The sequence below is a fragment of the Pseudomonas sp. GB2N2 genome (genome assembly GCF_054897705.1).
The window spans coordinates 455,304-467,675 of record NZ_CM142701.1; the positions used below are offsets into that span (position 1 = coordinate 455,304).

11 protein-coding genes and 3 pseudogenes are annotated in these 12,372 nt (G+C 60.8%); 8 read left to right on the forward strand and 6 right to left on the reverse strand.

What is annotated here, in order from left to right; all coding sequences use genetic code 11:
* Positions 1–60 precede the first annotated feature (60 nt).
* The 3 genes and pseudogenes from mrdA to ACYZT4_RS02175 all read left to right on the forward strand — a co-directional run.
* Positions 61–1,953: a penicillin-binding protein 2 gene (gene mrdA, locus ACYZT4_RS02165; protein WP_461984887.1), complete on the forward strand. Its 1,893-nt coding sequence runs from the start codon at positions 61–63 to the stop codon at positions 1,951–1,953.
* Between the two features lie 55 nt (positions 1,954–2,008).
* Positions 2,009–2,316, forward strand: a pseudogene (locus tag ACYZT4_RS02170) (2-hydroxyacid dehydrogenase); the annotation flags it as partial.
* Between the two features lie 13 nt (positions 2,317–2,329).
* Positions 2,330–2,470: pseudogene (locus ACYZT4_RS02175) on the forward strand (histone deacetylase family protein); the annotation flags it as partial.
* Between the two features lie 137 nt (positions 2,471–2,607).
* On the opposite strand, the gene ACYZT4_RS02180 reads toward ACYZT4_RS02175, so the two are convergent.
* Together ACYZT4_RS02180 and ACYZT4_RS02185 are read right to left on the reverse strand one after the other, a co-directional pair.
* On the reverse strand, positions 2,608–3,009 hold the full coding sequence (locus ACYZT4_RS02180; protein WP_461984889.1) for a lysozyme inhibitor LprI family protein: 402 nt from the start codon (positions 3,007–3,009) through the stop codon (positions 2,608–2,610).
* Between the two features lie 50 nt (positions 3,010–3,059).
* Positions 3,060–3,986 (reverse strand): ADP-ribosylglycohydrolase family protein, encoded by a 927-nt coding sequence (locus tag ACYZT4_RS02185; protein ID WP_461984890.1) that lies wholly within the window; start codon positions 3,984–3,986, stop codon positions 3,060–3,062.
* A gap of 198 nt (positions 3,987–4,184) precedes the next feature.
* On the opposite strand from ACYZT4_RS02185, the gene ACYZT4_RS02190 reads away from it, so the two are divergent.
* Positions 4,185–4,673 carry an SRPBCC family protein gene (locus ACYZT4_RS02190; protein WP_461984891.1) on the forward strand — a complete coding sequence of 163 codons (489 nt, stop codon included), beginning with the start codon at positions 4,185–4,187 and terminating at the stop codon, positions 4,671–4,673.
* A gap of 154 nt (positions 4,674–4,827) precedes the next feature.
* A complete protein-coding gene (locus ACYZT4_RS02195; RefSeq protein ID WP_461984893.1) occupies positions 4,828–5,004 on the forward strand; it encodes a hypothetical protein in 177 nt (58 codons plus the stop codon).
* Between the two features lie 37 nt (positions 5,005–5,041).
* On the opposite strand, the gene inhA is transcribed toward ACYZT4_RS02195, so the two are convergent.
* Positions 5,042–5,725: an isonitrile hydratase gene (gene inhA, locus ACYZT4_RS02200; RefSeq protein ID WP_461984894.1), complete on the reverse strand. Its 684-nt coding sequence runs from the start codon at positions 5,723–5,725 to the stop codon at positions 5,042–5,044.
* A gap of 91 nt (positions 5,726–5,816) precedes the next feature.
* Here inhA and ACYZT4_RS02205 point away from each other — a divergent pair, with 91 nt between their 5' ends.
* Positions 5,817–6,800 carry a GlxA family transcriptional regulator gene (locus tag ACYZT4_RS02205; RefSeq protein ID WP_461984895.1) on the forward strand — a complete coding sequence of 328 codons (984 nt, stop codon included), beginning with the start codon at positions 5,817–5,819 and terminating at the stop codon, positions 6,798–6,800.
* On the opposite strand, the pseudogene ACYZT4_RS02210 reads toward ACYZT4_RS02205, so the two are convergent.
* The 3 genes and pseudogenes from ACYZT4_RS02210 to ACYZT4_RS02220 all read right to left on the reverse strand — a co-directional run bounded on the left by ACYZT4_RS02210 (position 6,769) and on the right by ACYZT4_RS02220 (position 9,944).
* A pseudogene (locus ACYZT4_RS02210) lies at positions 6,769–7,279 on the reverse strand (alpha/beta fold hydrolase). The gene ACYZT4_RS02205 and the pseudogene ACYZT4_RS02210 overlap by 32 nt on opposite strands.
* Before the next feature lie 45 nt (positions 7,280–7,324).
* Entirely contained in the window at positions 7,325–9,151 is a 1,827-nt protein-coding gene (locus ACYZT4_RS02215; protein ID WP_461984897.1) for a glycoside hydrolase family 15 protein, read from the reverse strand.
* The gene (locus tag ACYZT4_RS02220; protein ID WP_461984899.1) at positions 9,144–9,944 is read right to left on the reverse strand and encodes a glucose 1-dehydrogenase; all 801 of its coding nucleotides are present in this window, start codon (positions 9,942–9,944) and stop codon (positions 9,144–9,146) included. Before ACYZT4_RS02220 ends, ACYZT4_RS02215 begins: the two co-directional genes overlap by 8 nt.
* Before the next feature lie 267 nt (positions 9,945–10,211).
* On the opposite strand from ACYZT4_RS02220, the gene ACYZT4_RS02225 reads away from it, so the two are divergent.
* Positions 10,212–11,384, forward strand: coding sequence for an MFS transporter (locus tag ACYZT4_RS02225; protein ID WP_461984901.1), 1,173 nt, complete (start codon positions 10,212–10,214; stop codon positions 11,382–11,384).
* 119 nt (positions 11,385–11,503) lie between these two features.
* On the forward strand, positions 11,504–12,190 hold the full coding sequence (locus ACYZT4_RS02230; RefSeq protein ID WP_461988518.1) for a thioesterase II family protein: 687 nt from the start codon (positions 11,504–11,506) through the stop codon (positions 12,188–12,190).
* Positions 12,191–12,372 lie beyond the last annotated feature (182 nt).

Below are 12,372 nucleotides of genomic sequence, written 5' to 3' on the forward strand. Positions count from 1 at the left end.
AAAGGACTGATTTCACGCCTACGGATCGGCATTTCATTTAGTCAAAGAGCAGCTGCAGAAATGCCCGAACCGATACCGATCAAGGACCACGAAAACGAGACGCGCCTGGTTAATAAACGACTGATGGCCTGCGGCCTGTTCGTCGTCGCCATTACCTGTGCGCTGGTAGTGCGGATGTACGTGCTGCAGGTGGTGGAGTTTGACTATCACTCGACGATCTCGGAAAACAACCGTGTCCACGTATTACCGATCACCCCCATGCGCGGATTGATCTACGACCGCAACGGCGTAGTCCTCGCCGATAACCGCCCCAGCTTCAACCTGACCGTCACCCGTGAACGCACCTCCGACGTCAAGGAAGAACTGGACGAGGTGGTCAACCTCCTGCACCTGCCCGCTGAAGACCGGACGCTGTTCGACAAGGCGATGAAGCAGGCACGCCACCCCTTCGTGCCCGTCACCTTGTTCTACGAGCTGACCGAAGAACAGATTGCCATATTGGCAGTGAACGAATTCCGTCTGCCGGGACTCGATGTCGAACCCCAGTTCGTCCGGCATTACCCAATGGGCGCACACTTCGCGCATTCCATCGGCTACGTCGGCCGTATCAACGAGAAAGAATCCAAGGCGCTGGATACGGTCGAGTACCGTGGCACCCAATCCATCGGCAAGACCGGGATTGAAAAATTCTACGAGTCAGAGTTGCACGGCCAGGTCGGTTACGAAGAAGTCGAAACCAATGCCCAGGGCCGCGTGCTGCGCGTGCTTAAACACACAGATCCAATCCCCGGCAAAAACATCGTCCTGAGTCTCGACGTGAAGCTTCAGGAAGCCGCTGAGGAAGCCTTGGGTGATCGCCGTGGTTCGGTGGTTGCCCTCGACCCGTCGACTGGTGAAGTGCTGGCCATGGTCAGCAAACCGAGTTTCGATCCAAACCTGTTCGTGACCGGGATCAGCTTCAAGGAATACGCGGCGCTGCATGACTCCATCGACCGGCCGCTGTTTAACCGTGTGCTGCGCGGTCTCTATGCGCCAGGTTCGACCATCAAGCCCGAAGTGGCGATCGCCGGCCTCGACGCGGGTGTCGTGACCCCGCAGACCCGCGTTTTCGACCCCGGTTACTACCAGCTCCCCGACTTTGATCACAAGTACCGTAACTGGAACCACAGCGGCGATGGCTGGGTCGACATGGACGCGGCGATCATGCGCTCCAACGACACCTACTTCTACGATTTGGCGCACAAGCTGGGCATCGATCGCCTGCACGACTACATGGCGATGTTCGGGCTCGGCGAGAAGGTCTCGCTGGACATGTTCGAAGAGTCTGCCGGTCTGATGCCGTCCCAGGCGTGGAAGCGTGCCACGCGCCGTCAGGCGTGGTTCCCGGGCGAGACCGTGATTCTCGGCATTGGCCAGGGCTATATGCAAGTCACGCCATTGCAACTCGCTCAGGCCACTGCTCTGATTGCCAACAAAGGCGTATGGAACCGCCCGCACCTGGCCAAGTCCGTTGACGGTGTGACGCCCGTGGATGAGCACCCGATGCCGAACATACTGTTGAAGGACCCGCGTGACTGGGAGCAGGTCAACCACGGTATGCAAATGGTCATGCACGACGCGCGCGGTATTGCGCGAGCGGCGGCGGTGGGGGCTCAGTACCGCATTGCCGGCAAAAGTGGTACCGCGCAAGTGGTCGCGATCAAGCAGGGCGAGCGTTATAACCGGGCGAAAACCCTGGAACGTAACCGCGACAATGCCTTGTTTGTCGGATTTGCTCCGGCCGAGCACCCGAAGATTGTGATCTCGGTGATGATCGAAAACGGCGAGGCCGGCGGTCGCGTCGCCGGCCCCGTGGTGCGACAGATTATGGACGCCTGGTTACTCGATCAGGATGGACACCTGAAGCCGCAATATGCCACGCCAAGCAAAGCGCCCGGCGATCCTCACGTTTAACCGATCAGGAGGGCGCACTGACCCTGATCGGATCCCAGCGCGAGTCCTGTCTTTCATGAATACCGTGGTTTTACTGTCCGCGAAACCCTGCTGCACAATCAACTGCAAGCCGCCGGCGCCCGCAGCGCGCCGCAACTCACCACTGTGCTGGCGGATGATCCGCTGGCCAGGAATGCGCAGATCGCCGCACGCTGATTTCCCTTGCCGGGCAGCCTTGTCGCGTTGCCGAACCTGCAGGTCATTCACTCGGTTGTAGCCGGCATCGATCTCCTCGATAACGACCCGTCGTGCCCGGATCTGCCGGTGTGTCGTGTGGTCGATCCCGGCCACCGCCAAGGCATGACCGAGTACGTGTGCTGGGCTCGAAGGAATTGGGGACGGGTTTGCGGTTTTGGGTGAGTGGATTCGTAGCCTGGGGTTGCCTTGTCTGATTGGGCAGGAGGGCGGGTATTACCTGGAAAGTCTTGAGGATAATGCGCGGGCGTTTTTTGTCGGGCCCGGGGTGTGGCGGATCTGAGTTGTGTGATGTCTGGAGAGACTGCCATCGCTGGCAAGCCAGCTCCCACAATGGATCGGTGTATTCGCCAAATTGTGGTCAACGCTGAACGTGTGGGAGCTGGCTTGCCGATGAGGCCAGCGAAACCAGTCAAAAAATCACTGCCCAGGCACCGGGCAACTCATGTCCCCCTCCTGACACTTCAGATAATTCTTGAAAGTCTCCACCCGCGCCTTCGTCAGCTCGGTGATGCACTCGCCGTAGATCACCGGATAAACGCTGCCGCCCTCAACCCCGGACGCGGAAAACTTGCACTCGGCATCCCGAAACCCGATCCACCCCCGCTGAGCACCGACCAGCAGCTTCTTGCTGTCAGGGTTGCCTTTCAAGCGTGCTGTGATCTGTTGGTAAAGCGTATTCAACTCCTTGTCCGCTGCCTTGTTCTGCTGCGCCGCACATTGATTCATCGTCGCCTGATCGGCGGCGTTGGCGCAATCGACGGCGTGGGCGAGGGGGGTGAACAGCAACGGCGTCAGCGCCAGAAGCATGCGTGGGGACATGAGGATTTCTCGCTGTGGCAGGAAAAGATGGAGTGCAGTGTAGCGAAGCCTCATATACCTGCGGTGGGAGTGTTGTTGGAAGCCTTGAGCAGTTGATCTGCGCAGGTTTCGATGTCCTTGCGCATGTGCAACTTTTGCAGCCAGCTGTCAGGGATGGCCTGTACGCCGTAGAAAGCCCCGGCCAACTGTCCGACGATAGCAGCGGTGGTGTCGGCGTCATCACCCAGGTTGGCGGCTTTAAGGATGGCGGTTTCGAAGCTGTCGGTTCGATGAAAGCACCACAGGGCGGCTTCCAGTGATGCAACGCAGTAACCGCTGCCACGGATATCGCTTTCAGGTTTGTCGAAGTATTCGCCTGCGGCGATGGCGGCGACCTTGGGTTCCAGGAATTGCGTCTCCGGTGTTCGCAGCAGGTCCACTTTTGCAGCGCCCCGTAACGCGTTGAACGTCAATTCGGCGAACAATTGGCAACACTCGATGGCTTCCCGTGCCGCGTGGGTCGTGCGGGAACTGTTGGCGGAAAACGCCCTGATTCGGATGCTGTCGGGGAAGTAATACAAAACCACCGGAACCAGCCGCATCAACGAGCCATTCCCGGCGGTGAATGGATCGGTTGAACCTGCGAAGGGTTCACCGGTTTGCTGATACCGGGCCAAGGCATCACTTACGGTCATGCCGATGTCGAAACATTCCCCGGTTGAACTGAGGTAGCCCCATTTCCACCAATTGAGGTAGCGGCTCATCTGGTCGGCGGCATCGAAGCCGCTTTTGCTCAACAGGCTTTCGGCCAGGCACAACGCCATTGAGGTGTCATCGGTCCATTGCCCGGGCTTCAGGTTGAAAGGGCCGCCGCCTGTCATATCGGTCATTGGTCTGAAAGAGCCGCGTGGCAGAAATTCGACAGTGGTACCAACGGCATCGCCACAGGCCAGGCCCAGCAGGGCGCCGCGATATCGTTCCGTAAGTGAGGGTTGCATGAATCTTCCTTGTCCGGTCAATTTCATCCCTGCAAACGGTAGCACCTCCTGCCCGATGACTCTCGCTTTCAACGCCGAACGTTGGCCCGGAAGTGCGGCCGAATATTTCAGGCAGGTCGATAGAGAGACACCATGGATACAACTTTAGGGTTGGACTTGTGGTCTTACAGGCCTACTGTTCATTACAGGAGGTGACCTATGAACCCTGCATCAGATCGCATTGAAAGGAAGATCCTGCTCAGAGTGCCGCGTTCGCAGGTCTGGCGCGTACTGGCCAATGCCGAGGCGTTCGGGCAATGGTTTGGCGTGGCGCTGGAAGGCAAGCGTTTTGTCGCCGGCGAGTGGACTCAGGGGCAGATTACCTACCCCGGTTACGAGCACTTGCTGTGGAATGTACTGGTGGAGCGGGTCGAGCCGGAGCGTGTGTTTTCGTTTCGCTGGCACCCGTATGCTGTAGAGCCGGAAGTTGACTACTCCCAAGAGCCCACCACCCTGGTGCTCTTCGAGCTCGAAGACATGGATAACGGCACTCTTCTCAAGGTCATCGAGTCCGGTTTCGATCATATTCCCCAGTCGCGACGGCTCAAGGCGTTCCGAATGGACAGCCGTGGTTGGGATGAGCAGATGAACAATATCGAAGAATTCCTGAAGATCAACACCAAGGTTCGTGCACACCAGGAAGAATAGTTGCTGAAAACCCTGAGGCGTCTAGGGGTTTTCGGAAGGGCCGTTATAGCGAATATCCTACATGCGGTGGTAGCTATGTCGTCTGTCGTGAATTGGATCCGATGCGTAATCTAGCCACATCAACTGAAGCACAGGAAGCGCTTCAGGATCACGGATGATCGACCATCAGCAAGGATTCGCTATCGACAGGGAGTCGACAATGGTCTTGGGAAAACCCGCCTCTGGCGGGTTTTTTTTCGTCTGTCGAAAAATCCCGGCCATAACACAAATCAACTCCAGGAGCCTGCTTGCTGGCGATGGCGGCGGTTCATTCAATGAGCGTGTCGAGTGAGCCACTGCTCTCGCCGGCAAGCCGGCTCCTGCATGGATCACACGCCGAGTTTTGCCGCAGCCCGTTCAGTGATCTGCGTCCGCTGCTGCAGCGATTGCGCCGTACGCCGATGAGCTTGCGCCAACACGCTTTGCGGCGCGGTGTCCGGGCTGCCCGACTGGAACGGCGGCGCCGGCGCATATTCCAATTGCAACTGGATCAACTGCGCCGTGTCCTTATCGAACAATTCCGCCGCCAGCGTCAGGGCAAAATCGATCCCGGCCGTAATCCCGCCGCCAGTCAGCAGATTGCCGTCGCGCACCACCCGATCCTTCACCGCAATGGCCCCCAGCGTCCCGAGCAATTCGTGGTAAGCCCAGTGCGTAGTGGCGCGCTTGCCTTTCAACAGGCCCGCCGCACCCAGCACCAGCGCACCGGTGCACACCGAGGTGACATACCGCGCATTGACCGCCTGAGCCTTGATGAACGCCAGCGTTTCATCATCCTCCATCAACGGGCCGACCCCGCTGCCGCCAGGGATGCAGATCACATCCAGCGCCGGGCAATCTTCGAAGGTGGTGGTGGGTTTCAGCACCAGGCCGGTGCTGGCGGTGATCGGCACCAGGTCTTTCCAGATCAGATGCACCTTCACGTCCGGCAACGACGCCAGCACGTCGTAAGGCCCGGTCAGGTCCAGTTGCTGAACCTGCGGAAACAATAGAAAACCGATCTGCAACGTCATGGTGTTTTTTCTCCTGAAGTGGGTAGACGGGTTGAGTGTAGGCTCGTAGGATTTGGCGTAACCGCCAATATCCCCACGAATCACGCCAAACATGCCCAAGACCATTCACGTGCTCGCATTCCCCAACGTGCAACTGCTCGACGTCACCGGGCCGTTGCAGGTGTTCGCTTCGGCCAACGATATTGCGCGCCAGAAAGGCCTGCCCGCGCATTACGCGCCGACGGTGATTGCCGGCACCGGCGGGGCGGTGATGTCGTCGGCGGGCTTGGCGCTGTTGGCCGAGTCGTTGCCTGAAGACGCGAGCGATACCCTGATCATTGCTGGCGGCTGGGGCGTCTACGCGGCGGCGGAGGACGAAGCGCTGGTGGCGTGGGTGCGCGAGCATGCAGCGGGATGTCGACGGGTGTCATCGGTGTGCACCGGCGCGTTTCTGCTGGCGGCGAGTGGCTGGCTCGATGGTCGGCGGGTGGTCACGCACTGGACCCGGTGCGAGCAGCTGGCGCAGGCCCATCCACTATTGCGGGTCGAACCCAACCCGATTTTCATCAATGACGGCCCGGTCTGGACCTCGGCCGGCGTCACGGCCGGCATCGATCTCGCGTTGGCCATGGTCGAAGAAGACCTGGGGCGCACCATGGCACTGGAAGTGGCGCAGCAACTGGTGGTATTTCTCAAACGCCCGGGCGGCCAGTCGCAGTTCAGCGTGACCCTGTCACTGCAAAAGCAAGGCAGCCGTTTCGACGATCTTCATGCCTGGATCAGCGAAAATCTCACCATCGACCTGGGCATTCCCATTTTGGCCCTGCAGGCCGGCATGAGCGAGCGCAGCTTCGTCCGCCACTACCGCGCCGACACCGGCCAGACCCCCGCGCGGGCCATCGAACTGATTCGGGTAGAAACGGCGCGCCGCTTGCTCAGCGACACCGGTGTCCCGATCAAACGGGTCGCGGTGCGGTGCGGATTTGGCTGCGAAGAGACGCTGCGGCGCAGTTTTCTACGGGCCATGGGTGTGACGCCGCAAGCTTATCGCGAGCGGTTTTCGGTCAGCTCTCCAGCAGATCCAGTAATGCCCTGATCGTAGCCTCAGGCGCTTCTTCGGGAATGTTATGCCCCACGCCCCGTAGGACCCGTCGCTCGTAGCGCCCGGTGAAATGGGCGATGTCGTCGTCGGTGTCCGGCGCCGGCCCGACACCACGGCCACAGCGCCGCGACAATGCAGGCAGCGCGACCGCCCCAGTCGTAAACGCAGAGCGCGGGCTGTTTTAGGGTGAGGGCGTCCATCAGATCCAGCAAATCGCGGGCGAGCGCGGCTTGTTGACCGGAGCGCAATGTATCGGGGCTGTTGAAACGAGTAGGACCGTAGCCGCGCAGATACGGAACAATGACCCGGTAGCCCTTGGCGGCGAGAACGGGTGCGATGTGGTCGTAGCCGCGCGGTGAATAGGGGAAGCCGTGGAGGAGGATGACGGCTTCGCCGCCGGGTGGGCCGTGTTGTTCGTAGGCGAGTTTCAGGAGTGGGGTCAGCGCGTAGTTGATCAGTGCGTCATTGTTCATCTAACACTCCGGACAGGCTTGCTGGCGATCGGGGGCGGCACTGTCTCAAGGCTGCCAGGAACTCTTCTCCCCACTCAATTTCCGATCAAGAAAACTCGCCGCGCTGATCAGCGCCAGGTGCGTCAACGCTTGCGGCGTGTTGCCCAGATGCCGGGCATGGTTATCGAGCTCTTCGGCATACAGCCCCAGCGGATTGGCATAGCGCAGCAGTTGCTCAAACTCCAGGTGCGCCTTTTCCACCTGACCGGCCCGGGCGAGGCATTCGACATACCAGAATGAACACGCGGCGAATGCGCCTTCGGTGCCATCGAGACCATCGATCCGCGCGTCATCGTTGCGATAGCGATAGACCATGCCGTCACGCACCAGGTGCTTTTCGATGGCTTGGAGCGTCGCCAGCCAGCGCGGGTCCTTGGCACTGACGAAGCGCACCAGCGGCATCAGCAGCATCGAGCCATCCAGCGCGGTACCGCCAATATGCTGGACGAAATGCCCGTGCTCTTCGTTCCAGAAGTTGTCCCAGATGTCGACGTAGATCGCCTGACGTGTCTCGTCCCAACGGGCAAACGGCGCGGGCAGGGAGCGTTTGGAGGCGAGACGGATCGCCCGGTCCACGGCCACCCAGCACATCAGCCGCGAATGCAGGAAATGATGCTGTTCGCCGCGCATTTCCCAGATGCCGACGTCTTCCTGCTGCCAGGTCTCGCAGACCTGGTCGACCACTTCCATCGCGTGTTTCCAGCCTTCGTGGGAGATGGCATCGCCGTACTTGTTGACCAGGTACACCGCGTCCATCAGCTCGCCGAAGATGTCGAGCTGGACCTGATCGTACGCCCCGTTGCCGATGCGCACCGGCGTGGCGCCGCCATGCCCGGACAGGTGCGAGAGTTCGGTTTCCGGCAGTTCCTGACGGCCGTCGATGGCGTAGAGGATGTTGAGTTTCATCGGTTTGCCGTGGCAATCGCTGACCCGTCCGCGCAGCCAGCGCATATAGTCGTTGGCTTCCTGGACAAACCCCAGGCGCATGAAGGCGTAGACGGTGAACGAGGCGTCGCGGATCCAGGTGTAGCGATAGTCCCAGTTGCGTTCGCCGCCGGGGGTTTCCGGCAGGCCGAAGGTTGCAGCGGCGAGGATCGCCCCGTGTTTGCGCGAGGTCAGCAGTTTCAGCGCGAGGGCCGAGCGGTTGACCATTTCCCGCCAGCGGCCGCGGTAGTTGGACCGGCTGATCCAGTCGCGCCAGAACTTCAGCGTGCGCTCCAGGCACATCGAGGCGGCCCCTTCCTTGAAGCGAAGATCGTCGAAACCGCCCAGCAGAAATTGCGCACTTTCGTCCTGTTTCAAGGTGAATTCGGCGGTCGCCGCGTCACCCTCGACACTCAGCACCTGATCCGAGGACAAACGCATGGACGGCTGATCAGCCGCCTCGAATGCCACATCCTGTTCATCCATCCGCGCGCGGGTCTTGGCGCGAGCGTAGTCATGGCGCACGGCGCAGCGCATGCGAAAGGTCGCCTGGCCGCTGACCACCCGGACCCGGCGCATCAGCATCGGCAAGTCATCTTCGCTGTCGCCGATCGGCAGCAGGTCGGTGACCTCGACCACCGCGCGGTCGCTGAGCCAGCGGGTTTGCAGCACGTTGGTGTCGGGCAGGTAGATTTGCTCGCGGCGGGCGTCGGGCAGGTCCGGCGACAATTGGAAAATGCCGGCCTCTGGGGTGTCCAGCAGCGAGCAGAAGATCGACGGACTGTCGAATTCCGGCCAACAGAAAAAATCCACGCTGCCCTTGTCATTGACCAGTGCCGCGCTGCGCATGTCGCCAATGATGCCGTGGGCGTCGATGGCGCTTTGTCGTTCGGGATGATGATCAGCCATTGCCGCGAAACTCCGGATAGAGACTCATGCCGCCGTCGATAAACAGGGTGGTGCCGACGATGTAGTCAGAGGCGTCGGAGGCGAGAAAAACCACGGCATTGGCGATGTCCTCGACGTCACCGATGCGGCCATAAGGGATTAGCTTGAGCAGCTCCTGTGCGGCATCTCCTTCAGTGGCGGCGCGGTTGATTGCCGTCCGGATCGCGCCCGGCGCGATGCCGTTGATGCGGATGCGTTGGTGGCTGACTTCCTGGGCGAGCGTCTGCATGAGCATGTCTATGCCGCCCTTGGACGCGGCGTAATTGACGTGACCGGCCCAGGGAATGCGCTGGTGCACCGAGCTCATGTGGATGATTTTCCCGGCGGCCCGGGACACGCCTTCGCGGACGCCTTGCTGGTTGAAGATGCGCAGGGCGGCGCGGGCGCAGAGGAACTGGCCGGTGAGGTTGACGCCAATCACCTGATTCCAGTCGGCGAGGGTCATGTCCACGGTGTTCGCGTCTTTTTGCATACCGGAGTTGGCGACCAGAATGTCCAGCGAGCCGAAGGCTTCGAGGGTCTGGGCGAACAGCCGCTCGACGTCTTCTTCCTTGGAGACGTCCGCGCCAATGGCGAGGGCTCGGCCGCCTTCAGCGATGATCTGCCGGGCCAGTTCTTCGGCGGGGGCAGGCTGCGAGTTGTAGTTGATCACCACGGCGGCGCCGGCGGCGGCAAGCGCTTTGGCGGCGCCGGCGCCGATGCCGGAACTGGCACCGGTGATCAGGGCGACTTGTTGCTCGAGGGAAATCAGCATGGAGGTTAGCACCTTGAGGTGGGGGCCTAATTAGCTGACTGGCGGGTGGTGGTGAGAGTTCACGTTTGACCCATGAAAGTTTCGTCAGCTATATCGCGTTGTCTGTGCCGACCTCATCGCGAGCAGGCTCACTCCCACATTGGAATGCATTCCCCTGTAGGAGTGAGCCTGCTCGCGATAGGGCCTTAACATTCAACCAACAATTACCCGCTTTCCCCTCAGTCAGCCTTTATGGCAACGTGCAAACCCCTGTCGAGACCCCGAACCATGGCCAATCCCTACCGCGAACTGTTCAAGGCCCCGGGCAGCCGCGCTTTTGTGCTGGCCGGGATGATCGCGCGCATGCCGATTTCCATGACGGGCATCGGCCTGATCACTATGCTTTCGCAGTTGCAAGGCGGCTACGGACTGGCCGGAGCGGTGGCGGCGACCTTTGCCCTGGCGACCGCATTTTGCGCGCCGCAGGTCTCGCGGCTGGTCGACCGTTTTGGCCAGCGGCGGATCTTGCCGGTGTCTGCGCTGATCGGCGGCGGGGCGTTGCTGCTGCTGTTGCTGTGCACGCGGTTTCAGGCGCCGCAATGGACGTTGTTCGTGTTCGCCGCGCTGGCCGGTTGCATGCCGACCATGTCGGCGATGGTGCGGGCGCGCTGGACCGAGGTCTATCGCGGCCAGCCCGAATTGCAAACCGCGTATGCCCTGGAGTCGGTGCTCGACGAATTCAGCTTCATAGTCGGCCCGCCGCTGTCGGTGGGCTTGTGCGTGGTGGCGTTCCCCGAGGCCGGGCCGTTGGCGGCACTGCTGATGCTGGCGATCGGTGTCACGGCATTTGTCCTGCAACGCGACACCGAGCCGGCGATTCACCCCCATGAAGCGCAGCATCAAGGCTCGATCATTCGCTCTGCCGATATTCAGTTGCTGATGCTGTTGATGGTCGCCATGGGCACCATCGTCGGCGTGGTCGATGTGGTGAGCGTGGCGTTCGCCCAGCAGCAGGGGCAACCGGCGGCAGCGAGCATTGTGTTGTCGGTGTATGCCATCGGTTCATGCCTGGCCGGACTGGCGTTCGGCGCCATGCGCTCGAAAGTGTCGCTGCCGCGTTTGTTCCTGTACGGCGGGGTGGCGACGGCGTTATCCACGTTGCCATTGCTGCTGGCGAGCAACATCCTCGGGTTGGCGCTGACCGTGTTCATCTCCGGGCTGTTTTTCGCGCCGACGCTGATCGTGGCGATGGCGTTGGTGGAACGCATCGTGCCGCCGGCCAAGCTGACTGAAGGCCTGACCTGGCTGGTCACCGGGCTGAGCGTTGGCGTGGCGATGGGTGCGGCGAGTTCGGGTTGGCTGGTGGACGCGTTTGGTGCGCGCAGCGGGTTTTGGGTGACGATTGCTGCGGGGGTGGTGGTGCTGGGCTCGGCCATTCCCACCTATCGTCACTTGAAATGATGCTTTAACTGCTAATTCGCGGCGGCCTTCATGCGTTCAAGGTTACAGACGACTTTTTTACGGTGAACGCGGTGACCAAGCTGACCTTGCTGTGCCTGCCATACTCCGGCGCCAGTGCGATGGTGTACAGCCGCTGGCGGCGCAAAGTGCCGCAGTGGCTGGACGTGCAACCCGTCGAATTGCCGGGGCGCGGCGCCCGCTACGGAGAACCGCTGCACACTGACATGCGTGCGCTGGCGCTACAACTGGGTAAAGAACAGAAGTCGATGCTCAGGGCGCCTTATGCCTTGTTCGGCCATAGCCTTGGCGCGTTGCTGGCATGCGAGATGGCCCATGCGTTTCGGGCATTGGGCTGCCCGGAACCGGTGGCGCTGTTCGCCTCGGGCACGGCGGCGCCGACGATGCGTGCCGATTATGACCGAGGCTTCGCCAAGCCGAAGACCGATGCGCAATTGATCGATCAGTTGCGCACGCTCAACGGCACCAATGAAGAGGTGTTGGCCAACGAAGAATTGATGAGCCTGACCCTGCCGATTCTGCGTGCGGACTTTCTGTTATGCGGGCGTTTTCAACCGCTGCAGCGTCCCCTGCTCAACTGCCCGGTGCACGTGCTCGGGGGCAAGGCTGACAAGGCCAGTACCGAACAGTTGATCGGCTGGAGCCAGGAAACCGGGGGCAGTTTCTCGGTCGACATGTTCGCGGGAGGGCACTTCTTTATCCATGAGCACGAGGCACGCGTGTTGAAGGTGATCAGGGATCAGCTTGAGGTTCATCATCGGCGGCACGCCATGACCGCCAGCGCCTGACCCAACACCTTCCCCTGTAGGCGCGAGCAGGCTCACTCCCACATTGATTTTCGACACCTGATAGACCGCGTTCTACCACCCACCTGATAGTTATTCTCATTCGCTAATTTTTCCGGCCTGCATTCGTTTTATAGGGACGACGTGCCTTTGTGCTTCCTGCCTACTGATCCGGATGCTAAGAA

Excerpts from the sequence above, each read along its gene's own strand:
- ACYZT4_RS02225 (WP_461984901.1), top strand. The coding sequence starts at position 10,212 with ATGGCCAATCCCTACCGCGAACTGTTCAAGGCCCCGGGCAGCCGCGCT.
- ACYZT4_RS02205 (WP_461984895.1), top strand. The coding sequence starts at position 5,817 with ATGCCCAAGACCATTCACGTGCTCGCATTCCCCAACGTGCAACTGCTC.
- ACYZT4_RS02180 (WP_461984889.1), bottom strand. The coding sequence starts at position 3,009 with ATGTCCCCACGCATGCTTCTGGCGCTGACGCCGTTGCTGTTCACCCCC.
- ACYZT4_RS02185 (WP_461984890.1), bottom strand. The coding sequence starts at position 3,986 with ATGCAACCCTCACTTACGGAACGATATCGCGGCGCCCTGCTGGGCCTG.
- inhA (WP_461984894.1), bottom strand. The coding sequence starts at position 5,725 with ATGACGTTGCAGATCGGTTTTCTATTGTTTCCGCAGGTTCAGCAACTG.
- ACYZT4_RS02195 (WP_461984893.1), top strand. The coding sequence starts at position 4,828 with ATGATCGACCATCAGCAAGGATTCGCTATCGACAGGGAGTCGACAATG.
- ACYZT4_RS02230 (WP_461988518.1), top strand. The coding sequence starts at position 11,504 with ATGGTGTACAGCCGCTGGCGGCGCAAAGTGCCGCAGTGGCTGGACGTG.
- ACYZT4_RS02190 (WP_461984891.1), top strand. The coding sequence starts at position 4,185 with ATGAACCCTGCATCAGATCGCATTGAAAGGAAGATCCTGCTCAGAGTG.
- ACYZT4_RS02215 (WP_461984897.1), bottom strand. The coding sequence starts at position 9,151 with ATGGCTGATCATCATCCCGAACGACAAAGCGCCATCGACGCCCACGGC.
- ACYZT4_RS02220 (WP_461984899.1), bottom strand. The coding sequence starts at position 9,944 with ATGCTGATTTCCCTCGAGCAACAAGTCGCCCTGATCACCGGTGCCAGT.
- mrdA (WP_461984887.1), top strand. The coding sequence starts at position 61 with ATGCCCGAACCGATACCGATCAAGGACCACGAAAACGAGACGCGCCTG.